The organism is Pseudomonas sp. R1-1 (assembly GCF_051132135.1).
GTDB lineage: Bacteria > Pseudomonadota > Gammaproteobacteria > Pseudomonadales > Pseudomonadaceae > Aquipseudomonas.
Window position 1 is genome coordinate 5,860,984 of record NZ_CP071663.1, and the last position, 23,999, is coordinate 5,884,982.

General features: G+C 54.4%; 22 protein-coding genes, 1 tRNA gene and 2 pseudogenes. 16 read left to right on the forward strand and 9 right to left on the reverse strand.

The features are described 5' to 3' along the window. Window positions 1-10: 10 nt before the first annotated feature. Window positions 11-1,402, reverse strand: a complete 1,392-nt coding sequence (gene gabP / locus J3P75_RS26180; RefSeq protein ID WP_206414676.1) for a GABA permease — start codon at window positions 1,400-1,402, stop codon at window positions 11-13. A gap of 554 nt (window positions 1,403-1,956) precedes the next feature. Between gabP and J3P75_RS26185 the strand changes: the two genes are divergently transcribed. The 14 genes and pseudogenes from J3P75_RS26185 to J3P75_RS26250 all read left to right on the forward strand — a co-directional run bounded on the left by J3P75_RS26185 (window position 1,957) and on the right by J3P75_RS26250 (window position 15,955). Then, entirely contained in the window at window positions 1,957-2,730 is a 774-nt protein-coding gene (locus J3P75_RS26185; RefSeq protein WP_434708705.1) for an ABC transporter ATP-binding protein, read from the forward strand. Between the two features lie 13 nt (window positions 2,731-2,743). Beyond that, on the forward strand, window positions 2,744-3,493 hold the full coding sequence (locus J3P75_RS26190; protein WP_203420351.1) for an ABC transporter substrate-binding protein: 750 nt from the start codon (window positions 2,744-2,746) through the stop codon (window positions 3,491-3,493). Between the two features lie 77 nt (window positions 3,494-3,570). Further along, on the forward strand, window positions 3,571-4,266 hold the full coding sequence (locus J3P75_RS26195; protein ID WP_090288376.1) for an ABC transporter permease: 696 nt from the start codon (window positions 3,571-3,573) through the stop codon (window positions 4,264-4,266). Beyond that, a complete protein-coding gene (locus J3P75_RS26200; RefSeq protein ID WP_258450850.1) occupies window positions 4,263-4,952 on the forward strand; it encodes an ABC transporter permease in 690 nt (229 codons plus the stop codon). The genes J3P75_RS26195 and J3P75_RS26200 overlap by 4 nt, the downstream gene beginning before the upstream one ends. Further along, window positions 4,933-6,168 carry a methyltransferase gene (locus tag J3P75_RS26205; protein ID WP_434708706.1) on the forward strand — a complete coding sequence of 412 codons (1,236 nt, stop codon included), beginning with the start codon at window positions 4,933-4,935 and terminating at the stop codon, window positions 6,166-6,168. Before J3P75_RS26200 ends, J3P75_RS26205 begins: the two co-directional genes overlap by 20 nt. 342 nt (window positions 6,169-6,510) lie before the next feature. After that, complete coding sequence (locus J3P75_RS26210) at window positions 6,511-7,347, forward strand: FkbM family methyltransferase (RefSeq protein WP_434708707.1); 837 nt, start codon at window positions 6,511-6,513, stop codon at window positions 7,345-7,347. Between the two features lie 75 nt (window positions 7,348-7,422). Further along, a tRNA-Thr gene (locus tag J3P75_RS26215) sits at window positions 7,423-7,498 on the forward strand. Window positions 7,499-7,740: 242 nt separating this feature from the next. Then, the gene (locus J3P75_RS26220; protein ID WP_434708708.1) at window positions 7,741-8,898 is read left to right on the forward strand and encodes an ATP-binding protein; all 1,158 of its coding nucleotides are present in this window, start codon (window positions 7,741-7,743) and stop codon (window positions 8,896-8,898) included. 636 nt (window positions 8,899-9,534) lie between these two features. After that, window positions 9,535-10,510 (forward strand): annotated as a pseudogene (locus tag J3P75_RS26225) (integrase domain-containing protein). Beyond that, window positions 10,507-10,782: a hypothetical protein gene (locus J3P75_RS26230; protein ID WP_434708709.1), complete on the forward strand. Its 276-nt coding sequence runs from the start codon at window positions 10,507-10,509 to the stop codon at window positions 10,780-10,782. The pseudogene J3P75_RS26225 and the gene J3P75_RS26230 overlap by 4 nt, the downstream one beginning before the upstream one ends. A 352-nt stretch (window positions 10,783-11,134) precedes the next feature. Beyond that, window positions 11,135-12,406 (forward strand): N-6 DNA methylase, encoded by a 1,272-nt coding sequence (locus tag J3P75_RS26235; protein ID WP_434708710.1) that lies wholly within the window; start codon window positions 11,135-11,137, stop codon window positions 12,404-12,406. A 6-nt stretch (window positions 12,407-12,412) separates the two neighbouring features. Continuing rightward, on the forward strand, window positions 12,413-14,695 hold the full coding sequence (locus J3P75_RS26240; RefSeq protein WP_434708711.1) for a sensor histidine kinase: 2,283 nt from the start codon (window positions 12,413-12,415) through the stop codon (window positions 14,693-14,695). Continuing rightward, the gene (locus tag J3P75_RS26245; protein ID WP_434708712.1) at window positions 14,692-15,327 is read left to right on the forward strand and encodes a hypothetical protein; all 636 of its coding nucleotides are present in this window, start codon (window positions 14,692-14,694) and stop codon (window positions 15,325-15,327) included. Before J3P75_RS26240 ends, J3P75_RS26245 begins: the two co-directional genes overlap by 4 nt. Further along, a complete protein-coding gene (locus J3P75_RS26250) occupies window positions 15,317-15,955 on the forward strand; it encodes an HNH endonuclease (RefSeq protein WP_434708713.1) in 639 nt (212 codons plus the stop codon). The genes J3P75_RS26245 and J3P75_RS26250 overlap by 11 nt, the downstream gene beginning before the upstream one ends. Before the next feature lie 464 nt (window positions 15,956-16,419). Here J3P75_RS26250 and J3P75_RS26255 read toward each other — a convergent pair. Then, a pseudogene (locus tag J3P75_RS26255) lies at window positions 16,420-16,530 on the reverse strand (helix-turn-helix domain-containing protein); the annotation flags it as partial. A 484-nt stretch (window positions 16,531-17,014) separates the two neighbouring features. Between J3P75_RS26255 and J3P75_RS26260 the strand changes: the two are divergent. Next, entirely contained in the window at window positions 17,015-17,290 is a 276-nt protein-coding gene (locus J3P75_RS26260) for a DUF3077 domain-containing protein (protein ID WP_434708714.1), read from the forward strand. A gap of 48 nt (window positions 17,291-17,338) precedes the next feature. Here the strand turns inward: J3P75_RS26260 and J3P75_RS26265 are convergent, their stop codons facing one another. Together J3P75_RS26265 and J3P75_RS26270 are read right to left on the reverse strand one after the other, a co-directional pair. Then, entirely contained in the window at window positions 17,339-18,004 is a 666-nt protein-coding gene (locus J3P75_RS26265; protein WP_434711379.1) for an RES family NAD+ phosphorylase, read from the reverse strand. 11 nt (window positions 18,005-18,015) lie between these two features. Next, window positions 18,016-18,426, reverse strand: coding sequence for an MbcA/ParS/Xre antitoxin family protein (locus tag J3P75_RS26270; protein WP_434708716.1), 411 nt, complete (start codon window positions 18,424-18,426; stop codon window positions 18,016-18,018). 780 nt (window positions 18,427-19,206) lie between these two features. Between J3P75_RS26270 and J3P75_RS26275 the strand changes: the two genes are divergently transcribed. Beyond that, window positions 19,207-20,133: a LysR family transcriptional regulator gene (locus J3P75_RS26275; protein ID WP_434708717.1), complete on the forward strand. Its 927-nt coding sequence runs from the start codon at window positions 19,207-19,209 to the stop codon at window positions 20,131-20,133. Here J3P75_RS26275 and J3P75_RS26280 read toward each other — a convergent pair. From J3P75_RS26280 to J3P75_RS26300, 5 genes are all read right to left on the reverse strand, one after another. Then, window positions 20,050-20,367, reverse strand: a complete 318-nt coding sequence (locus J3P75_RS26280) for an AzlD domain-containing protein (RefSeq protein ID WP_090288359.1) — start codon at window positions 20,365-20,367, stop codon at window positions 20,050-20,052. The two genes, J3P75_RS26275 and J3P75_RS26280, sit on opposite strands and share 84 nt — an antisense overlap. Next, complete coding sequence (locus tag J3P75_RS26285; RefSeq protein WP_090288357.1) at window positions 20,346-21,062, reverse strand: AzlC family ABC transporter permease; 717 nt, start codon at window positions 21,060-21,062, stop codon at window positions 20,346-20,348. Before J3P75_RS26285 ends, J3P75_RS26280 begins: the two co-directional genes overlap by 22 nt. Further along, on the reverse strand, window positions 21,059-21,436 hold the full coding sequence (locus J3P75_RS26290; protein WP_016986309.1) for a GNAT family N-acetyltransferase: 378 nt from the start codon (window positions 21,434-21,436) through the stop codon (window positions 21,059-21,061). The genes J3P75_RS26285 and J3P75_RS26290 overlap by 4 nt, the downstream gene beginning before the upstream one ends. 79 nt (window positions 21,437-21,515) lie before the next feature. Beyond that, window positions 21,516-22,262 carry a 2OG-Fe dioxygenase family protein gene (locus J3P75_RS26295; RefSeq protein WP_090288355.1) on the reverse strand — a complete coding sequence of 249 codons (747 nt, stop codon included), beginning with the start codon at window positions 22,260-22,262 and terminating at the stop codon, window positions 21,516-21,518. A 231-nt stretch (window positions 22,263-22,493) separates the two neighbouring features. Beyond that, a complete protein-coding gene (locus tag J3P75_RS26300) occupies window positions 22,494-23,780 on the reverse strand; it encodes an OprD family porin (RefSeq protein ID WP_434708718.1) in 1,287 nt (428 codons plus the stop codon). Between the last annotated feature and the right edge of the window lie 219 nt (window positions 23,781-23,999).

A 23,999-nucleotide genomic window follows, 5' to 3' on the forward strand; every position in this document is an offset into this window, starting at 1 on the left:
GCGTTGCGACTCAGTTCAACACCACCGCACCACGTTTTTCCAGCTTGCGACGGCGCGATACCAGCAGGCCGGCAGCCACCACCAGCAAGCTCAGCAGGCCTGTGGCGAGGATTTCGACGCGGTGGGCTTCCTGGAACAGCATGATGGTCAGGGCCGCGATGATGAAGATGATCACCGCGTAGGTCAGGCCCGGGAACAGCCACATGCTGAAGACGATGTTCTCGCCGCGTGCCACGCGCTGCTTGCGCATGCGCAGTTGCGAGAAGGCGATCACCAGGTACACCAGCAGGGCGATGGCGCCGGAGCTGGCCAGCAGGAACTCGAACACCGCGGCCGGAGCGACGTAGTTGGCGAAGGTGCAGAGGAACGCTGCGCCGGTCGACAGCATTACCGCCCAGTAAGGCGTTCCGCTCTTGTTGGTGCGGGTCGACATGGCCGGGGCGTCACCGCGCTTGCCGAGCGAGAACAGCATGCGCGAAGACGTGTACAGCGCCGAGTTCAAGCAACTGGTTACTGCCACCAGCACGACGATATCGACAATCATCTTGGCGTTGGGAATGCCCATGCGCTCCAGCACGGTCTGGTAAGAGCCGAGATTAGCTAGCGTAGGATCGTTCCACGGCACCAGCGCCACGACGATGAAGATCGACACCAGATAGAACAGGCCGATCCGCCAGATCACTGAGTTGGTGGCCTTGGAGATCTGCTTGCCCGGGTCTTTCGATTCCGCCGCCGCGATGGTGACGATTTCAGTCCCCATGAACGAAAACATGGTGGTCAGGATCGCGCCCAGCACGGCGCCCATGCCATTGGGCAGGAAGCCGCCGCTGTCGAACAGGTGCGAAACGCCGCTGACCTGACTCGTCGGCAGGAAGCCGAAAATCGCAGCAAGGCCGAGGGCAATGAAGCCAATGATCGCCAACACCTTGATCAAAGCGAACCAGAACTCGAACTCACCGTAGTTCTTCACGCTGAACAGGTTGGTCACGGTCAGCAGCATGGTGATGACCAAGGCGAAAGCCCAGATATCCACGCCCGGGAACCACGCATGCAGGATGGTCGCCGCGGCGTTGGCTTCCAATGGAATCACCAGCACCCAGAACCACCAGTACAACCAGCCGATGGTGAAACCGGCCCAATGACCGATCGCGCGGTCGGCGTAGGTCGAGAAAGAACCGGTGTCCGGCGAGGCGACGGCCATTTCGCCGAGCATGCGCATCACCAGCACCACCAACGTACCGGCAGCGGCGTAAGCCAGCAGCACGGCCGGGCCAGCAGCAGCGATGGCGTGGCCGGAGCCAACGAACAGACCGGCGCCGATCACACCGGCGATCGACAACATGGTCACATGACGCGGTTTGAGCCCCTGTTCGAGGCCATTGGAGCTTGGGGTACTGCTCATAGAGACTACCTTTGCAAGGAAAGCGGGTGCATCCGGCCGGTCGGAAAATTCTTTCTCGTAAAAAGAATCCAACGGGCTGTTCCTTATTCTGCACGCAATATTTGCGCCAAAATGTTTCATACCCTTGGCCGCCGGGGACTTGCGGGCGATGCCGTGCTCGATGCAAGTCCTTGAGTTTAATGGCTATTCGCCAGAGCGTTACCCTGCGACTCACATTACAGGACGATTCCACGCACCAGAAACACACAGAAAAAGCCTGCGACGCACAGAAAAAGGGCAAAACAAGAACGTTCGGCCGGATAGCGCTTCCAACACCCTGCCAAAGCTGGCAACATCGCGCCTTTTTTTACGCGACACCCACGGGCGTGCTGGATCAAACACCCGTTCGGTTGTTGATGGGGCGACAGTCTGCTGCGCCGATGCGACACCCTGCCACAGGCCACCCGATTACCGCTCGTAGCGCTGTTGGCTGCCATTGAAACGCTATGCTAGCTTGGCCGCCTCGCCTGGAAGGCCCGCCAACAGCAGGAGCGCAACATATATGAGGAACGCACATGGCTGAGGCCACGCCCGCGCTGGAAATCCGCAACTTGCACAAACGCTACGGACAGCTTGAGGTGCTCAAAGGCATATCGCTGACCGCCCGCGATGGCGACGTGATCTCGATCCTCGGTTCCTCCGGTTCCGGCAAGTCCACTTTCCTGCGCTGTATCAATCTGCTGGAAAACCCGCATCAGGGCCAGATTCTGGTGGCCGGGGAAAAACTCAAGCTCAAAGCCGCGAAGAACGGTGAACTGGTTGCCGCCGACGGCAAACAGATCAACCGCCTGCGCTCGGAGATTGGTTTTGTATTTCAAAACTTTAATCTGTGGCCGCACATGAGCGTGCTCGACAACGTCATCGAAGCCCCGCGTCGCGTGCTCGGCCAGAGCAAGGCCGAAGCCATCGAAGTCGCCGAAGCGCTGCTGGCCAAGGTCGGCATCGCCGACAAGCGCCACGCCTACCCGGCGCAACTGTCCGGCGGTCAGCAACAACGCGCGGCCATCGCCCGCACATTGGCGATGCAGCCGAAGGTGATCCTGTTTGACGAGCCCACCTCCGCGCTTGACCCGGAAATGGTTCAGGAAGTACTTAGTGTCATCCGCGCATTGGCCGAAGAAGGCCGCACCATGCTGCTCGTGACCCACGAAATGGGCTTCGCCCGTCAGGTCTCCAGCGAAGTGGTGTTCCTTCATCAGGGCCTTATAGAAGAGCAAGGATCGCCACAGCAGGTGTTCGAAAACCCGCTTTCGGCGCGCTGCAAACAATTCATGTCCAGCAACCGCTAACGGAGCAACATGCATGCAGAATTTCAAAAAGGTCTTTCTGGCCGCCGCCGTCACCCTGGCGTTCAGCGCCGGTGCCATGGCTGAAACCCTGAAGATGGGCATCGAAGCGGCCTACCCGCCGTTCAACAACAAAGACGCCAGCGGCCAGGTGGTCGGCTTCGACAAGGAAATCGGTGACGCCCTGTGCGCGAAGATGAAAGTCGAATGCAGCGTGGTCACTTCCGATTGGGACGGCATCATTCCGGCCCTGAACGCGAAGAAGTTCGACTTCCTGATCTCCTCGCTGTCGATCACCGACGAGCGCAAGGGCGCGGTGGACTTCACAGACCCGTACTACTCGAACAAGCTGCAGTTTATCGCGCCGAAAAACGTCGATTTCAAAACCGACAAGGATTCGCTCAAAGGCAAGAAGATCGGTACCCAGCGTGCGACGTTGGCCGGCACCTGGCTGGAAGACACCTACGGCGATGACGTTTCGGTCAGCCTCTACGACACCCAGGAAAACGCCTACCTCGACCTGACGTCCGGTCGTGTCGACGCGATTCTCGCCGACAAATACGCCAACTACGACTGGCTGAAAACCGACGCTGGCAAGAACTACGAGTTCAAGGGCGACCCGGTCGTCGAGAGCGACAAGATCGGCATCGCCGTGCGCAAGGGTGACCCACTGCGCGAGAAGCTGAACGCTGCACTGAAGGAAATCGTCGCTGACGGTACCTACAAGAAAATCAACGACAAGTACTTCCCGTTCAGCATCTATTGATCTGATCTGCGGGACCGGCGCCGTGCTACAGCGGCGTCGGCTCCCGACCTTGCCTGCCGCAATTTGAACAGAAATCCATGATTATCGACCTTTACGGATTCGGCCCGGCGCTTGCTGCCGGCGCGCTGATGACCGTCCAACTGGCCCTCACCGCCCTGTGCCTGGGCCTGGTGCTCGGCCTGCTCGGCGCCTTGGCCAAGACTTCCCCGTACAAGCCGCTGCAATGGCTTGGCGGCACTTATTCGACCTTGGTACGTGGCGTTCCGGAATTGCTCTGGGTGCTGTTGATCTACTTCGGTACGGTCAACCTGATGCGCGCCCTCGGCGAGTACTTCGGCAACCCCGACCTGCAACTCAATGCCTTCGCCGCCGGCGTGATCGCCCTGGGACTGTGCTTCGGTGCCTACGCGACCGAAGTGTTTCGCGGCGCGATCCTCGCCATTCCCAAGGGCCATCGTGAGGCCGGCCAGGCCCTGGGCCTGTCGAAATGGCGGATCTTCACCCGCCTGATCATGCCGCAGATGTGGCGCATCGCCCTGCCCGGCCTGGGCAATCTGTTCATGATCCTGATGAAAGACACCGCACTGGTTTCCGTGATCGGCCTGGAAGAAATCATGCGTCACGCGCAGATCGGCGTGACCGTGTCGAAACAGCCGTTCACCTTTTATATGGTCGCGGCCGTCATGTATCTGGGCCTGACGGTGCTGGCGATGACCGGCATGCACTTCCTGGAAAAACGCGCCGCCCGCGGCTTTGCGAGGAGCGCTCAATGAACTGGGAAGTGATCATCAAGTGGCTGCCGAAACTCGCGCAAGGCGCAACCCTGACGCTGGAGCTGGTCGCCATCGCGGTCATCGCCGGCCTGCTGCTCGCCATTCCGCTGGGCATCGCCCGCTCTTCGAAGCTGTGGTACGTGCGCTCGCTGCCTTACGCCTACATCTTCTTTTTCCGTGGCACGCCGCTGCTGGTGCAACTGTTCCTGGTTTATTACGGCCTGGCGCAGTTCGACGCGGTGCGTGAAAGCGCGTTGTGGCCGTACCTGCGCGATCCGTTCTGGTGTGCGACCGTGACCATGACGCTGCACACGGCGGCGTACATTGCCGAAATCCTGCGCGGCGCGATTCAGGCGATTCCACCCGGCGAGATCGAAGCCGCGCGGGCCTTGGGCATGTCCAGACCCAAAGCGATGTTCTACATCGTCCTGCCCCGTGCCGCGCGCATCGGCCTGCCGGCCTACAGCAACGAAGTGATCCTGATGCTCAAGGCCAGCGCGCTGGCGAGCACCGTGACCTTGCTCGAGCTGACCGGCATGGCGCGCACGATCATTGCCCGCACCTATTTGCCGGTGGAGATCTTCTTCGCCGCTGGCGTGTTCTATCTGGTCATGGCCTACGTGCTGGTGCGCGGCTTCAAGCTGCTGGAGCGTTGGCTGCGCGTCGATGCCTGCCAGGGCCGCTGAATCTTCCGACGTGCTGACGGGCGAGGCCCTACTCGCCCGCTTCACTGCGCTGGATGCTTTTTTGGTTGAGCATCAGGCGCTTTGGAGACCTCGTCCGTTCACTCATCTTTCGCTTCCTTGGGAAACGTCCTACCCCGAGTTGTCTTCGTGGCTACGCGGGCGCTCACTGGACGACGCAGAGAACGCTCATAACCAACCTGCTGACCGTGCCGATGCGCCTGAACCGTTCGCCTCATTGGCAAAGTTATCGGCGAAATTAAGCGCGGTCGGTTCGCTGCCGGGGCAAACGCTGGAAACCGCCGGCCACCGATTGAACGTCGATGTGCCGGGGCGCAAATGGCAGCAGATCGAGGCGTTTGCCAGCCGATTGGCTTTTTCATTGCCGCCGACGCATTGGCTCGACTGGTGTTCGGGCAAGGGCCACTTGGGTCGACGGCTTTTGAGCGAAGGACAACAACTGACGTGTGTTGAGTACGATCCAGCATTGGTTGCCAGCGGTCAGGCGCTGAGTCAGCGTCACCATCTGCATGCTCTGCATATCGAGCAGGACGTGCTCGCAGCCGACGCATCCACCGTGTTGAACGCTGCCCAAACCCCCGTCGCGCTCCACGCTTGCGGCGATCTGCACGTCCGCTTGATGCAACTGGCCAGCGCGGCCGGGTGCCAGCAGATGGCGATTGCGCCGTGCTGCTACAACCGCACCGTTCACAGCGAATATCAGGCATTGTCCTCCTCCGGCCTGAGATCTTTCCTACGGTTATCGCTGGAAGATCTGGCCCTGCCGATGAGCGAAACCGTCACCGCCGGTGCACGAGTCCGACGCCAGCGCGACACGTCCATGGCGCGACGCCTCGCCTTCGACTTGCTGCAACGGCAGCTGCGTGGCGTCGACGAATACTTGCCCACTCCGTCACTGCCGAGCGCCTGGCTGGATAAACCGTTCGCTGACTATTGCCACGATCTCGCCGCCCTCAAAGACTTATCCACAGTCGACTCGATGGATTGGAAGAGTCTGGAAGCCGCCGGTTGGCAGCGTCTGGCCGAAGTTCGCAATCTGGAACTGCTGCGCGGACTATTCCGCCGGCCACTGGAGCTTTGGCTGAATCTGGATCGAGCGCTTTTTTTGGTCGAGCGAGGCTACGTCGTGCGTCTCGGCACATTCTGCGAAACGCCGCTGACGCCGCGTAATCTACTGCTCTTGGCCGAGCGCGGATAACAGCCCGCCAACCTGTGGATAACTCTGTTGATGAAACTTGCGTGGATCCAATACATCCGCCTGTTTCGACCCTTCTGCCGCTCTGGTCATTTTTTGTTCACATAAATAAAAAACCGGCAAAACAGCGATTTGCATACAAAATGAGAATGGCTGCTAGAAAACCGGCCTAAGCAGACAATCGAGGCTTCGCGTTGTGCATAAGCCGCCAATCAAAACGGCATAACCGCCGAATTTCGGGCATGCAAAGCGAATAATTGCGAGCATCCGCCAGCCTTGCTATACAAAGCTTCACCGCCTCGCCGGCACATGCCTGAATAATAAATCGACCGACAGGAAGCGACCGTGACGTTCATCTCCTATGCCCAGAACTTCGAAGACGTCCGCCTGTGGCGCGCGCTCAAGCAGTTCGAACACGGTTTCTACATCGACGTCGGCGCCAACGACCCGAACCACGACTCGGTCACCAAAGCGTTCTACGATCATGGATGGCACGGCATAAACGTCGAACCGATGCACAATTACTACGACGCGCTCTGCCAGCAACGCCCGCGCGACACCAGCGTGCAATGCATCGCCAGCGACCAGCCGGGCGCCGTAACCTTCTACGGCATCCCGGACACCGGCCTGTCCACCGCCGACCCCGTCGTTGCCCAACAACGCAAAGACCTCGGCATGAACGTGCAAAGCTTCACCGTCGAGGCCCGCACCCTCACCTCGATCTGCGAACAACACGCCACCGACCGGCCCATCCACTTCCTCAAGATCGACGTCGAAGGCCACGAAGAAACCGTCCTGCGCGGCATGGACTTCAGCCGCTTCCGCCCATGGATCATCCTGATCGAAACCCCATGGCTGCGCGACCACACCTGGGAGCACCTGGTAACGAACGCCGGCTATCAGTCCGTCATGTTCGACGGCCTCAACACCTGGTTCCTCGCCGACGAACACCTCAACCTCAAACCGGCCTTCGAGATTCCACCCTGCACCCTCGACAACTTCCAGCTCTGCCGCGGCCACGCTCTCGCGCATCCGCTCAGCGTCGATACGCCCGACACCGCCAAACAGCTCGCCGACGCCCTGCACCGCGCCGAACAGGCTGAAAGCCAACTGCGTGCGCTGCAAAACAGCCGCACGGTTCGAGCCGTGCAGAAGCTGCGAAACGTACTGCGCAGAGCCTGATTTGCGGCAACGCAAAAATAGTCTGAATTCAGGGGTTTACAGGATCTTCCCAATCGCTATAATCGTCGCCCACACGCCGGTATAGCTCAGTTGGTAGAGCAACTGACTTGTAATCAGTAGGTCCCGGGTTCGACTCCTGGTGCCGGCACCATACAAAACGAAGCCCCTGCAGAAATGCAGGGGCTTTGTTGTTTCTGGGGTATTCATATTTTGGGGCGACGTCTGGCCTTGATATGACCTGCTCCTGCCCTTTTTAGGTAAAGCTCTACTGCTCGGCTTGTTTGCGACGTAACTGGCAAACGCCGCGTTTGCGCCAACGGTTCAAATCTCATTTTTTATAATGAATTATGAACAGCCAATAATTATGGCTTGCCCACAAGCAGGGGTAATTGGATGAGCAACTTCTTTCAGCGCTCTGAGTTGGCTGAATCGATGGCAAACCAGCTTTTGAGTCCGAGCGTACTCGATGAAGGTCTGCGCTCAGGGCTATTCCTGTCCAGCCCGCGCCGTACAGGCAAAACCACATTTCTGAGGAACGATCTTGTCCCGGCACTGGAAGATCGCGGTGCTTTGGTAATTTACGTCGACTTGTGGAGCAATACTCTCGCTAACCCAGCCACGCTCTTACACACCGCCATCAAAAGAACTCTGAAAGATCTGCAAACGCCGGGCTCCTCGGTACTGGAAACATTCAGACGCGTCAGCAATGTCGAAACTGGCGCCGCAGTATTCAAGTTCGGCTTCAAACTCGACAGCATTGGCAGCCCCCACGGACCGACACTGGCGCAAGCACTCACAGAAGTCGTGGATCAAGCAAAGACAGATCTCGTCTTGATCATCGATGAAGTGCAACACGCCATTTCTTCCGATGACGGCAACCAGTTATTGCTGGCGCTCAAAGCCGCTCGAGACGCAATCAACCCACGCCCACATACACCAGGCTATTTTCTGTTCATCGGAACCGGCTCCCACAGGGCGCAAGTCAGCGAATTGACCGCCAAACGCAACCAAGCCTTCTCCGGCGCCACGTCAGCCGCCTACCCGTTGCTCAAAGGCGATTACGTTGAATTCCTGCTCAACCGACTCGCAATGACAGTGAAAAAGGAGAAACTGCCTTGCCTCGAAGTCGCCATCGACGCGTTCGATACCTTGGGAAACAGACCTGAAGAGATGCTCAAAGCCCTGCGCCAGCTATTGCAGCAAGAGGGCGAGCCCGATGTTTTCCTTCCCGTAATCGCCAGCACTTTACGCTCGGCGGCGGCCAGCATCGAGCTGGAAAAAGTCGAACAACTGGGCAGCCTGGCCCAAGCCATCTTCAACAAAATCGCCTCAACGGAAGGTGATGCTCGCGGTATTTTCTCCACCGATGCAGCGGCGGAGTATTCAAAATCGGTAGGGCGAGAAGTGCGGGTCGAAGAGATTCAACCGGTGGTAATAGCGCTGGTTGCCGAGAACATCATCATGCGACGCGGGCACGGGATTTATGCGATTACAGATCAGTTTGTTCAAGAGATCTGGCTGGAAGAGCGGGCTTTGATTGAGGGGAGTTAGGTTGCGCGTTGGCCCCTCCGTGGAGGTGCTTCCAAAGTGCGATTAACGTCCGGCAGCCCGCACGGTCACAGCGATGTGATGGATGCTTACTTTTACCAGCGTGCCCACTGCGGCAATTCATTCCTTTCCTAGCTGCCCTGCAGCAACCTATCCGCTTGGCCATTTCATTGCGCCAACCTGCGCCCGTCTCTTTCTCCCGGAAAGAGACGGGCGCTCCTACCGCTGCTGCAGCCCACTCGTACAAGGCTTTGCGGCATTCCCCCTCGTGACAATCGGCGTGACAAACACCGAAGTCACCAGCAACAGCGATGCAGATGATGGTGCCGCAGCCCACGGAATGGACTGCACCTGACTGACAGTCAGGTATGCCCCAGTCATCGCATCGCTGTGTTCTCCCGGCTCAGGATCTTTCAGGCGCTGGTCTCGTCAGCCAGCGCGGCCTCCACCCGCCCACCGGTATTGGTGCTCAGGAGGCCAGATCATGAGATGCCCGCGCTCCCAGACGTAAGGAGCCGTCAGTCCCGCGTTAGAGGACATCCCCACAGGTCGCAGGATCCTTGATCCCTGATAACACTCAACATTCTTGGCGGGATGACGTTGGGCGAGGATCGGAGAGCGAACGATGAGGTGACTGACATGGCATTGGTGGGCAGACGCGATGGCCGCAATTTCGGCTACGGCAGGCACTGAGCTATGCAGGGCCGCAGGCGTTGAAAGACATGTTTGGCGGCGGCCACTACGGCATGGTGAAGGCACACTGATCGGTGGCAGGCATTCGTGAAGTGGTGCCGCTCAGAACAGGGGCCCGGTATCAATGATGCGCGGCAGATTGATCGGAGGGTAATGGCTGACTATGCGGCGTATCTGCGCGACGTGGTTAGGCGCGGTGACCTTGCTGTCAGCACCGCACAAAACCGGCTGTCCAGCGTCAATAGGACGATGACGGCGCTTCGCGGTGATCAGTGCTTGAAATTGCCAAGTCCGAGCAAGGCATTGGGCATGCAGCACAACGGGGTCCGTCGTTCGGTGCCGCAAGGCCAAGACCGCGAGCGGGTTAATCAGATCGTCGATGCGTTTTTGAGTCGAGATCAGCTACGGGCCGCTGCGATCGTTCTGTTGGCGCGAGCCACCGGCATGCGCTTGCGTGAGGCTATCTTGGCTGACCTGCCACGGCTAAGCCGTGATGCTGAATTCTGCGGCAAGATCAACATCCAGGACAGCACCAAAGGTGGGAGAGCCGGCGCCTCCACACCGCGGTGGATCGTAGTGGACGACCATGTTCGTAGTGCACTTGAGTTTGCGCGACAGGTGTCGCCTGCGGGAAGCCGCAACCTGATTGCGCCACACGAAAGCTATCTAAATCTGCTGCAAGAAATCATCCGCCCTGCGCGGGACATCCTGCATGCACAACCTCAAAGGCTTCCATGAGCTACGAGCGGCGTACGCATGTGAGCACTATGAGAAAATTACTCTAGACTGCGCGCCTATCAACGGCGGCCAATGTTGCCAGGTAGATAGAAACCTTGATCGTGAGGCCTGGAGACAGATCACCTATGAGCTGGGACGCAGCCGGATCGACGTAGTCGCTGCGTACATTGGAGGTCGGTCATGAGTAAGTCATTCGATATGGAGTTGTTCTTGACTAGCGTGCTGACCGGGTCGCACGCGACGCGACAACGCCACTTGCGGCAGGCGAACGTCATCCAAGCTGAAATTGCAAAACGCTGGCTGCAAAAAACTCCTTGGTGTTGGCAGAAAAAACATGTGGCTTGGTTCCTACAGCACCGCATAAACCACCGCAGTGAGGCGACACGGTACTACTACCTGCTAACGGTTCGGCTGCTCGCTCGTCGTTTAGACAAATCTAGGGTTTTCTATCTCTGAGCCGAAACTGATTCTATCAATAACCTCTATCAGCAATCGACCCGAAACAACCCATAAAAAATGGCTTGCTGATGGCCTAATCATAAACGGCCACAACCGATCAGACTGACCATGGACATTCAGGTTCTCAACTTCTTAATCTTCGCGCAGTCCATACGAAATTAGAAGATACTCTCTTCACATATAAATAAATTATAAGTACATGAAGCCCACTTTGTGGACAATCACAGCACAAGACAAAATCCGCGACCATTGAATAGCGATTAACGCCAAGTCTAGGAGGCAGCTTAAAAATGTGGTAGCATGCAAAACTTTTTGGATGCTTTTATTCGAGATTTAGAAAAGCAATGCTATGAATAAATTTAATCCTCACAATCACGCACTAGAAAATTTTTTCGATTCAATAATCGACACTATTGATCGAGAAGCGCTAGCTGAGCTGGTCAACCTTGACTCTGCTGACTCCGTACTGAGAACATTCCTATCCATTTATGAAATGAGGGAATTTGGGAGTTTTTTCACTGGCCAAGAGCTTTCCACCTGCGCCGTAGCCGCCTTTAATGCACCCATTTCATTAGATTCAGTAGTTCTCGACCCAACATGTGGCACTGGAAACCTGTTGATTGAATTTTCTCGAAGGCTAGAGGTTAAAGAGTATCTATCTGAAACTCTACGCCAATGGGGAGGAGTCCTCGTAGGATTCGACATTCACGAATCCTTTATTCGAGCTACAAAACTACGCCTTGTCCTCGAAGCATTAAATCGTGGAGCCACTAAAGACTGCACGATTGATGAGGCACAATCTTTACTATCACAAATCATAGTAAAAGATGCTATGTCCGTAACTGTTCAAGATATATGCAACACGACACACCTGCTTATGAATCCTCCGTTTTCGAGCTGGGACTCCCCTCGAGAGAATTATTGGAGGATAGGCAAAGTCAATGCGGCTGGCGTTGTTTTCGATCACTATCTGCGGCGCGTTCCGCCTAACTGCGCAATAAGCGCAATACTCCCTGACGTTCTACGATCAGGGAGTCGCTATCAAAACTGGCGCGTTTTTGTCGAAGCAAATATTGACGGCCACGCTGAGATAGCCGGTCGCTTCAATGAGAAAACTGATATTGATGTTTTTCTGATACACGGCTTTGCTACCCCACCCCAGAACCAAACTATTATCTGGTTCCCAGAACAGTGTAAAAGCTCCACTATCTCTGAGCATTACGATGTTTGCATTGGGCCGCTAGTAGCATATCGCGATCCTCTTGAAGGCCCATCTTCGCCTTACGCCCACTCCAAAAATACGCCTCTTTGGAGTTCAATAACCAATCTTTCAGAAAAACGAAACTTTAAAGGAAGGCTGATTGAGCCACCATTCGTAGTAATTCGACGCACTTCTAGCCCATCGGATAAATTCCGGGCATCTGCAGCAATAATAAACGAATCATTTCCCGTGGCAGTCGAGAACCATCTTATTGTCGTAAAGCCCAAATCCAATAGCTTAGAAGACTGTCGCAGGTTAGTAGAGGCTTTAAAATCTAAACGCACAAATGATTTTATCAACAATAGAATCCGTTGCCGCCATCTGACGGTGGGAGTAGTCAAGGATATACCTTTATGGTGACTCAATATGATTAAAAGGACCCTCGTCGATGAAAAGCCGTTTGAGTTTTCTGCTAGAGTAACTCTTCAGCTTGGTCGCGAAAGCATCTCCAGTTCGACAGTGGCATTGTCAGAGCTTATAAAAAACTCTTACGATGCGGATGCCGATCATGTGACCTTAGATTTTCACTTAAGAGAAAATTCTGTTTCAACTCTTATAATAGATGACAATGGTAGCGGGATGGATCCCGAAACTTTACTAGGGCATTGGTTGAAAATCGGCACTGACAATAAGTCAGTAGTAGAGCGCTCTGCCGGGAAATGCAGGGTATTAACTGGCGCGAAGGGCCTGGGCCGCCTTGGCATTGATCGCCTTTGCAAAAAGTTAGTACTCTATAGCAAAACCAAAGAAATGACCAAAGCTATACAGTTAAACATTGACTGGAAACGTTTTGAAAAAACCAACAAATCTTTATCTGAAATAAAACATCCAATTTATGAAGTAGACCTGCCTATCACAGATAAATACGGTAGTGTTTTTTCTAATCCTGAGAGCAGTGGAACACGGATGGTTCTCATTGGTCTCAAGGATGAATGGGACCAAAATTTCTTAGATATTCTAGAAAATGAATTGAGACTATTGACCTCTCCATTTCAAGCTGAAAATGAGTTTTCTATCAGGCTTAAAATAAGGAAGGGTGAGAGTCAAATCGATAAGTCGTTGAACTCAGAGAAATTTCTCAGCGCAGCCCGATGGAAAGTCAAAGCCACTGTTGATTCTAATGGTAACGTAGAAGCGTGCTATACAAATAATCAGCAAAAACTCGATATTTTACAGGAGCCAGTTGCATGGAGTTCCTGGTTAAAAAATAGCGGCTCCGTTCCTCTTTTCGGTCCAGTAAAATTCGAATTTTACTATTTAGCCCAAGATACTGAAAACCTCAGCAAGCTCAATCTGAAGGTTAGAAACTTCAGGGAATTTATGCGCCTTAACCAAGGCGTTCGACTTTATAGAGATCATTTTCGAGTCCGTCCTTATGGCGAGCCTTCAGGCAAGGGCGACTGGCTTGACATCGGCTTGAGAAAAGTTTCCAGCCCAGGGGGGCTTTCCCAATTAGGTTGGAAAATCGGCCCAAATCAGATAATAGGCTCAGTATTAATTTCTCGAGAAACTAATGCCATTCTCAACGACCAAGCAAACCGAGAAGGCATAGTAGAAAATAGCGCTTTCTTTCAGTTACGTACCTTCTTACTGAAAGTCATTGAGACCTTTGAGACGCTTGTACAAAAAGATGCTAGTAGCGATGGGAAGCTAGACCTGTCTACTGAGCTTGCAAGAATCTTAAGCAAATCAAACGAAGACGTAGAAAATGCAATAGAGGACCTGAAAAAGACCGTTTCCTCTATAAGTCGCAAGAAAAAAAACAAGAAAAAATCACTATCTCCATCTCAACTCGTAGCTCAACGACTAAGCCATCTTGAAGCACTTAGACACAAGCAAAGTCAGGCGGAGCAAGAATATTTAGATGCATTGCGCGCAGAGAAGAAGGAACTAGAAGAACAAAAAAACACACTTTCAAACTTGGCGTCAATTGGTATTCTAACAATCAGCTTCGGGCATGAGGTCCGACAGCACTCTGGATTTGCTTTAAATGGGTCTACTCGAGCCTTGGCATATTTAGAAAAGCTCGACAATCCTCATGGTCTATTAGACGCCCCTATAGATTGCATTCAAATTGCTAAGGACGGGGCAAAGTATGTAGACAATTTCTCAAAATTTGCCATTGAGAACATTAAGCCTGACAAGCGCACGCGAAAAAAGGTACATATCCCAGGCGTATTTAAATATGTATTTGAAATATTTTCTGTCACGCTTGATAAAATGGGAGTTTCGTCTGAAATAAACATTCGCACGGACGGAGCTGTTTATGAAGTTTATGCGTTTGAAATAGATTGGGAAAGCATAGTCATAAACTTTATGACCAACTCAATCTGGGCTATTGAAGCACAAAAGCAACGCCAAAAATCAACTATCCGTGTTGACCTTTATCAAACTGATGGTGAAATCACGGTCATTTACTCAGACTCAGGAATTGGCTTAGAAGCCGGTACTGAGGAGTCGATATTTATACCGATGAATAGCGGTAAGCGAGATGGCCGTGGGAATGTTATCGGAACCGGCATGGGCCTCTCTATAGTTAAGACTCATGTCGAAGATCATATGCTTGGATCTATTAGTGCGAAAGCGCATAGTGACTTAGGTGGGGCTGAGTTCACTATCAAAGTCCCTGTTAGAGGAAAAAACAAATGACAAACAAGGAAATAGTTCTTTTCATTGACGATGAAAAAATGTCAAGAACCCTGTATCGAGGCACTTTGCAAGATATTTATGGCGACGAATATGACGTGTTCGCTATAGAGCCATCCCCCACCATCTCTGACATGTTAGCTACGATTGAAAAATTCGAGAGGGTAGTTTCAATTGTTATAGATGAAAAATTACATGTCGAAGTGGGTGCCAATTACAAGGGTTCCCAGCTTGTCACAGCTATACGTTTGCTAGACGCAAAGCTTCCTTTATATATTCTAACCAGTGAAATGGGGCTGATTGAGCCTCCATTTGGCTCGGTTGAATATATAATTGACAAAAGTAGGGTTGAGCAGCCTGCTTACAAAGAAGAATGCTCTATCCTAATGCGTCGTCACATTAACTCATTCAATGAAATAAAGTCTGCTAGAAATATCCGCTTTGATGAACTACTTAAAAAGTCCATAGAAGATAGTCTTTCGCCCGAAGAAGTAGAAGAATATAACACTCTTGATTTTCTGCGGGTACGCCAAGTACTGACCACAGAGGCGATAGTCCCTTCTGAAGAACTGAGCAAACAAGAACAACTGCTTGCAGAAATTGAAAAGCAATTGAAACAACTGGATGGCGAATAACGTTATGTTTTTCCCCAAACTTTCCCGCCGCAAAATCGAAGATTACTACAGCAATCGCAAAAATTTTTATGCCGATTACAGATCAAATTATGAAAAGATCTCTGAGGATTGCCAACAGCGATGTGTTTACTGTGACATATCAGTAACCGAGCATGGCGGCGACGAAATGCATCTAGATCACTTCCGCCCTCAGGAGCACTTTGAAAAATTATCTACCCATCCGTACAACCTACACCTGTCATGCCCTAAGTGCAATGGACTAAAGACCTCTGATTGGCCTTGCTCCAAAGAAGATGGCGCTCTGACCTTTATAGGGAAAATTGGCTACATTGATCGATTTGAGCGCCATATTGATGAGTTCTTAATGGTGGAAGACACAGGCCACATCACCGCATTAGCTGGTCCAGTGGAGTACATGATAAAAAAAATGCACTTAAACCGAAGCAGTAGGGTTAACATCAGAAGAAAGCGACTCATAGAGCATAGAAAAACACGCACATTAGAGGGCATTCTTCGCCTCACCCAATATCTGACCACAGCAGAGGTTGAGGGGCGGCTAACTAAAGAGCAGACATTAGAGAGACGCAAACAGATAGATGCGCTCCTGCTTAGCTATTCAAATCTTTGAAAGCGATACTTAGAGCTATCAATCTCTATACAACAGCGAATAGGTAGATATTTTGAAAAGGATGTTTTTAGGGGTAGCTGGATTTTCCTCCCCTAAAAATAACCATTTGATACAGACATTTAAAGAAAGATTCGACTCCTAGTGCCGCACCATAAAAAACAAAGCCCCTGCAGAAATGCTGGGGCTTCGTTGTTTCTGTGTGCTGATATTTTGGTAGCGTTTTCAGCTTCAGTAGTAATTGCGCCTCTCCTCCTCGCACATCGACCTGCGTTCCCGCCGTTACCCAGAAAACCGCCTCAGAAAGCTCAAATTCCCGACTTTATGCCAAATTATGAAATAGCAATAATTGTGGCCTATTCATAAAAACGCCTAATCACATAAGCAGCTTTTTCAGAGCGCTAAGCTGGCGGAGTCAATGGAGAATTCGACTCCCGGTTAATGAGTCGTTGTTTCCTCAACACTCGGTCCTCCGCCGTAGAAAGCGGCACGTGGGTAGCGCGCGCTCCCTCACCGGCTTTCATTTGCCGCACAGACTCCAGCAAGTCCTGCTGAAACTGCTCCAGTTCGTCGACCATTGCTGCCTCCTACTTCTGTGCTTAAGAAATGCCAGAGATAGTCGTGACCTACGAAGGCGCCGGGCGAGATCTCGGGAAATCTGTTGTAACGACAAGCCACCCAAAGCCACCACTGGCCACGATTGCGCGCCTACCGGCGCCAAGCTAACGTCAATCCCGTCGCTGCCAATTCAGCGACCGGGCCTGAGAACCCGCGTAAGATGCAGGCGCACCAGCGCCCCAACCCACGATTGACGGCGCTTTTTTTTGTGTCCGTCTTAACGTGCAATGGCGGCTGTGCGTGGGAGACCTTCGGGTCTGCCGGGTTCCTGTATCTCCGGTTTCTCAGCCTGCGCATAGCTGCCACCCTTTCGCCTGAGAACGAAAAGGCAGCTCTTTCATTTGATACAGGGAGTTCCCAGATGAATGACATAAATCCATCCGCAATCCGCCGCCTCGCTAAACAGCTCACCTCGCTTCACTTTCAATCGAACGGTGAAACGAAATGACCAGTCCCCTCGATCTGAAAATACCCGGCCTCACGCATTTTTCCTTTCAGTCCAACCAGGCGATGTTCCGCACCAACCGGGGCGTACCGGTGGTTGCCGCTTTATCACATGCATCGCACCTGCTACACATTTCAAAGCTTCTCACTGCGGACTCCACGATTTCTCGAGATCCTGATCTCCACGCCTATGCCTCGCAGTATTTGCAGGAATTGAGCAAGGCGCTGATCGATGATGTTGTGAAGGTGCTGGATGCGCCGCCAGTCAGCCATTGACGTAAATCGTCCCACTAAGCCCTCTCGTCAATGCGAGGGCTTTTGGGCTCAAACCTGATTAATCTCAAACACGATCGAAATCTTGCGCTCGCTCGCACTCCACACATACCGCAAATGCTTCCCCTGCTTCGGAATCGATACCGCCGGCGGCCGAAGCGCCGCAACACATTCATGCCCAGCCATTCGCACGCTGTTATAGAGCAAGCCCCACGATTCAGCGTCGCGCAGCTGCCGCGCGAACGCTTGCGATGGGCCGTACGCTTCCGGGTCAGGCTGATGCAGACTTTCGAAGCCTTGGCGAACGTCATGCAGCGGCTTGACCACTCGATTGACGTAAGTGCGCATGGTCAACTCAAGATCGGCTTCCTGCGTCGCAGCAAGAAAACGCTCCTGATGGAAACAGGTTTCGGCAATCGCCGCTGCCTGGCTGCTCGCGGCGTAGTAAACGCCGAAGGTGCCGTCGCTGAAACGGCTGCGTTTGCCGACGTGGGTGAAGGCGGCCATCACCGGGCTGGAGCCGGGGCCGGACAGGCGATCTTCGGGGCGTACGCGGGCGAGCACGCCGGCCTGTTCGATCAGGCGATCGTTGGTCAGCGCTTCGATGGCGTAGGCGATTTCGAGGTCTTCGGGGTCAAGCACGTCTTCGAACAGGGCAATCGGCGGGAAGCTGCTGTTGACGATGCGATACGCCCGCGGCCATGGCACATCGACCAGCGCCGGGGTCTTCAACCGCGCACTCCGTCGAGGTAGCGGCGCACATCGGCGATGTCGATCACCCTCCCCGCCAGCATGTAATCCAGCGCCGTCTTGCCATTGAATGGTGCTGCCGTGTTCGGGCTGCTGACCCACGTGTACGCACGTTCGCGGCTGTTGCTGAAGATGATGCTCAACGCCTTGTGAATGCCCATCAGGTATGAAATGCGCTCAAGGGTGTCGTGGGGCAAACGGATGTTGGGCGGCAGGTGCTTGTATTTGTAGAACGTGGTGTTGCCGACGCCGCCAAGTAAGGTGCGTTGCTGCTCGGCGCTGCAGCCCCAGTGCTCCATGAGATTGAAAAAGAACTTCAGCGCAACGCGGCCGGCTTCGGGGGCGTCGAGTTGTTCACGGGGCGTGTGAGCTGGAGATAAGGTAGTCATTGAGACTCTCCTGATTCGTCATGCTTGGATACTAGTACAGATATGAACCAAGCTATAAATATACTCCGCAAGTGTAGTTGCAATAGACCGACCGCGAATTGACAGCTTCTCTCGCGATGGCGAGAATCGGCCGAAGAGCGCGAAACCGACTGCTATCAGGTGGCAACAGTCGGCGTTAGGAACCCCGCTGATGACCTGATGATCAGCGTCCGGGTGAGACCTCTTTTCCCTGTTTAGGGAGTAAAAACCGACAGTGATGTCGGTTTTTTATTGCCTGAGTTTTTTAGCATTTCGCTGACCGCCTCGAACCGCTGACAAATGGTTCGTGCTTTCAATGTCGCTTGAGCAGTCTTGTCGATAGGGATTCGGGTAATAAACGGCCGCGCTCGAATCGCCAATGCCTGGAGCCGCTTGTTGCCAATTTCCCAGCCCCTACCGGCCACTACTTCACTTTTTTACTGAGTGCCCGCTATCAGTTCGGGCGCTGGTTCACCTCGGATATATCCATGTATTAGTAGGCAAAAACTACTAACGCTGTCAGCCTTTTCCCAGCGATAGCTCAAACTTCTGCACCAAAACCATTCACTTTTCTTGACCCCCATCACCTGCAAGTCACCAAAAACCCCGATCCTCTGTCAGCCTCCAGCCATCGGCGGGGAAATCAATTCGCTACCAAGTCCGCGACAACTATGCTCAGGTACGGGAATATAGCCAGCATATGGCGCCGGTTCGGTCGTCTCGTAAACAACAATACCCAGCCCACTTCAGAGGGCATTACCCATGGATAGCAGAACCTTACGCAACCTGATGCGCATCGTGCAGACCGGCTCGTTGTCGGCCGCGGCGGAGCATTCGTGTCTGACCGTGCAGGCGTTGGCCGCGCAGTTGAACAAGGTCGAAGAACAGTTCGGTTTTCGTTTGTTTCGACGTTCCAACAAAGGTCTGACGCTGACGCCGCAAGGCACCGAGCTCACGCCTTACATCGATAAAGTGTTGATTGCGACGCGACAGATGGAAGAAAAAGTCGCGGCCTTGAAAGTACCGGGGCAGCGCACGTTGAAGGTGGCGTTGAACAATACCCTGGCGCCTGACTTCAACCGGCGCATGATCGGGCGTCTGATCGAGGTGTTTCCGGATTATCAGATGGAGTTCAGCTACGCCGAGTCGATGGAAAATCTCAGCAAGCTGAAAAATGAAGATTTCGACCTGGCGGTGTTGATCGGTCCGCAGCGCCCGGGCTTGCCGAGCATTGTGTTGCCGGACGTGCAGGTCCAGGTGGTCGGTGCGCATTGCGGGCAGGAAAACGATCCGTTGACCTTGCTGGGCAACAAGTTTCAGGTGCGTCCTGCGGAAGACTGTCCGTATTCCCACAGCTTTTTGCGCTTTCTCGATGCGGGGCTGGGCAATCATGAAAACGGCCAGCGCATGGTTTATTCGTGCAGCGAAACCCTGACGCTGTCGTTGATCACGCAGATGGATGCAGTGGGCATGGTTTCGCGTGAAGCCGCGCAGAAAAACGGCCTGACGATTTTCCCCGGTTTCGAGGATTTCCTCGAAGTGCGCCTGGCGGTGAACAATCCAGAGTTGTCGAGCCAGGCGTTGAGCGATGTCGTCGACCTGCCGTTACATGAACGAGCCGAGCGCAATGTACGCAGCCGTTCCCACCGCCACACTGAGAAAGAGGTTTTTGCTGAAATACGCACATAGCAACGTCGGAATCGCGGCATAGAATTCCGGGCGATCGAGCTGTATCTGCCGGTCCTTGATCAACAAGGGGGTCAGGCTGATCGCGGCGACGATCGCCACCGGCAAGTATTCCAGTGCCCGCGCGATAAACGGCGGCCAGTGTTCGGTGTTGATTTGCAGCGGCAGCGCGCGTGGCAGGAACGTCACCGCCATCATCAGCGCGACCACCAGAATCAGGAACGTTTGGTCAGGCATACACCGACTCCGCAGCCCACAAACGTGGCGATAAACACATTGAACGGCGAGCTGCCCATCAGGCTCAACGCACCCATGCAAACTACCGCAGCGGCGGCAGCGATGAGTTTGTTGCGTGTGTTGCACAGCGACACCAGCACATACAGCATCATCGCCGTCAGGGCGTAATCGAGCTGATATTTGATCAGGTGCGCGGCGTACTGCGCGCACACCGCGCCGAGCAGGCCACCGAGCACCCAAGAGGTGTGGCAGAACAGGTTAAAACCGATCAAATAGCGCACGTTAACCGGGGCGCCCGTGCCGAGCTTGACGCTGTGGAAGGCGAAGGATTCATCGGTCAGGCCACCGGCGTAGCACCAGCGCTCCATGCGGCTCAGGCCGAGCGCACGCAAGGCCTTGGCCATGTACACCGACATCAGCATGTGCCGCGCGTTGATCAGAAAAGTCGTCAGCACGATGGTGGTCAGCGACGCGCCGCTGGAGATCAGCGCCAGCGCGGCGAATTGCGAAGCGCCGGCATACACGAACAAGCACATCGCTACCGGCAGCCACATCGGCAGCCCGGCATTCACCGCCATCAGGCCGAAGACGAACGCCACCGTGAAGTACCCGGCGACCACCGGGCTGGCTTCGGCAAACGTGCGCGACGGCTGATGGTCGGCCATCAACGGCGCACTGCCGGACGTTTCATTCATAGGTCCCTCTCAAATGTCCGTTCGCCGTGAGGCTCGCAAAAACCTTGGGCGGCCCAAAAACGCTTGCCCGCGAGGTTAGCATCGTCGACGAACAGAAACATCCGCAACACCCCGACCCGTTTCATGTCGGATGACGCCGCTTCAACCAGCCGTTGACCGACGCCCTGGCTGCGATAGCGCGGGCTGACCGCCAAGTGGTTGATGGTGCCGCGGCTACCGAGCATGCCACCCAACACCGCACCGACGATTTCGCCGGCAACGTCGAAGGCCAGGTACGCGGTGGTGGTTTTCTGGATCAAAACGCCGCGCAGGCACTTGGCGTCCTGCCATTCGCAGAACGACACTTCGTCGAACTGACGGAAAAAGCGCTCCATGCGCTGCGCATCCTTGGCCGTGGCACGGCGCAGCACCACCGGCGTCGAGCACTCGACGCCATCGATTGGGGTGATCTGATTAGCGAACAATGTCGAAAGCGGTCCCGGGCCGCGAGAAGGAAATCGCCAGAATCTGCCGGAACGCCATGGCATGGGTGTGCGTATTGCGCGCCGGGGTCACGTAGTGGCGCATGTCACGGTCGAGGAAATAGGTGGTATCGAGAATTTCCTGGTAAGTGGTCGACGCCAGTTGATGCTCGTGGATGTCGTACAAACGACTCTCCGCACCCTCGACGTTATTGCGCCCCCAGAAATGCACACCGCTGAACGGGTAGCCGTCGCAGTGAATGCCTTCCGGGGTGATTTCCAGTTGTTTGCCGGGTTTGATCTCGATGCGGATCTGATGGATCTGGCACTGCCAGATTTCATCGTGCAGCTCTTCCGGCAGTACGCTTTTATACACTTCGAAGTCCGTGTCGATCAGGCTGCGCATCACCGGCGAATTCATCACTTCCTCGGAGAAGTCCTGGAAGTGCCGCACAACGCCGCCGACGTAAGCGTTGTTTTCCTTCGATTGCACGTAGGCGCGATGTTCGAGTTGCTTCAGTTCGCGAGTCTTCGGGTTGTATTCGAAGTCGCTGTAACGACGGTAACGCATGCCGGCTTCGGCCTGACCGTAGTAGCTGTCAGGCTCCATGTTTTCCCAACTTTTGGTCAATCTGACGAAGTCGGCAAAATGACCGTAGAGATTGAAGTCACCACCCTGGACGTTGACATATTTGTCGCGCCGTAGCGATTCGCCTACTTCTCTGTTCAAAACGATCATTACCCAAATCTCCGCTGCGTTGAGCGGCCTAATCTATTAGGTGGAGAATTTGCGTCCATGAGAAAGAATTTCAGGCATTTGAAGCGCTGTTTGAAACGGCACTTGCAGCGCTTGAAAAGCAACTTTTACATGACAAAAACACGGGTTTTTTCCGCTTTTTGTCGAAAAACCGACGAAAAAAAACCCCGAACGAATCGGGGTTTTCTCATTTTTGATACAGCTGCCAGATCATCAGAAGATGTTGATCGGGTAGTCGACGAACACACGCAGCTCGTTGCCGCTGACGTTGTACTCGTTGGATTTCTGCGATACGCGCAGAATCGAGCTGCGCAGTTTCACGCTGAGGTCTTTGGCCGGGCCGCTTTGCACGACGTATTTGACCTGGTTGAAGATCTCGCGCTCGGTGCCGCCTTCGCTGGTCGACGTGGTGATGTTGTCGCCACGCACGTAAGCGAAGTTGTAGCTCAGACCCGGTACGCCGAAGGCGCCGAAGTCCAGGCCGTAGCCCAACTGCCAGCTGCGTTCGTCTTCGGCGTTGAAGTCGGACCAGTAGGAGTTGGCCAGGTAGATGGAGTTACCGCCGTCACCGACACGACCCTGATCTTTCTGATAGCCGCCGTAGGCGTAACCGAGGTTGCTGTCGCCAGTCGAACGCTGGTGCGCCACGGTGAACGAGTGCGGGCCGGTGGCGAAGGTCGCTGCCAGGCTCCAGATCTTGTTGTCGTCGCCGGTAACACCGTTTTCGCGAACGTACGAGTTGTCCAGCTTGGTGCGATAGCCGTTGAAGTCCAGGGTCAGCGACTGATCCTTGTTGAACGGAATCACGTAGTTGGCATTCACGTACTGTTTCTTCAAGACGTCTTCAACATCGGAAGCGTACAGCGCGCCTTTGAAGTGTTCGGTGAACTGATAGCTGCCGCCCAGGACGTTGATCGCCTTCAGACCGCCGCTGTCACGGCCTTCATCGCTCTTGCGCGATTCGGCGGTGAAACGCCCGGCATTCAGTTCCAGACCTTTGATCTCACGGGAAGTGATCAAGGTACCGGTGTAGCTTTCCGGCAGCAGACGCACGTTGTCGTAGCTCAGCACCGGAAGGGCCGGCATCTGGTCACCGTAAGTCAGCACGGTGTTGGACACACGGAATTTGACCGCTGCGCCGCCCTTGGCGATGTCATGGGCCGCGCGGCCGTCGTTTTCCTGTTTGAAGAAGTCGATACCCTGCGCGCCGGTGCGGCCCTTGCCGCCGTCCAGACGCAGCGCGTACAGACCAAACGCGTCAACGCCGACACCCACGGTGCCTTGGGTGAAGCCGGACGAGAACGTACCGATCGCCGCCTGGCCCCACTCGGCTTTGTCCGCACGACCGTCTTTGTAATCACGATTGATGTAGGCGTTGCGCAGCAGCACTTTGAGGCTGCTGTCTTCAACGAAACCCTTGGATTCGGCCTGGTCGTTAGCCATGGCCTGTGTAGCACTCAACATCCCCAGTGCGATCAGACTGATTCGCTTGTTCAACATTTTGTTTTCCTTATTACGGGTTGAAACGCGCTGTGTCGAACGGCTGAAACGGCGCTTTTGCACTCTTGTATTCACCCCGAAACAAAAAGACCCGCCGACGACAAGTCATGGCGGGCCTGCTCCTTGTTTTGAGTCATGGCGGTTAGCCACAGGCGTTGGGCCGAATCGTAGCCGCGGCCTGAACAATGTGTCAATTTCAAGAATCGTCTTTAAATAGGC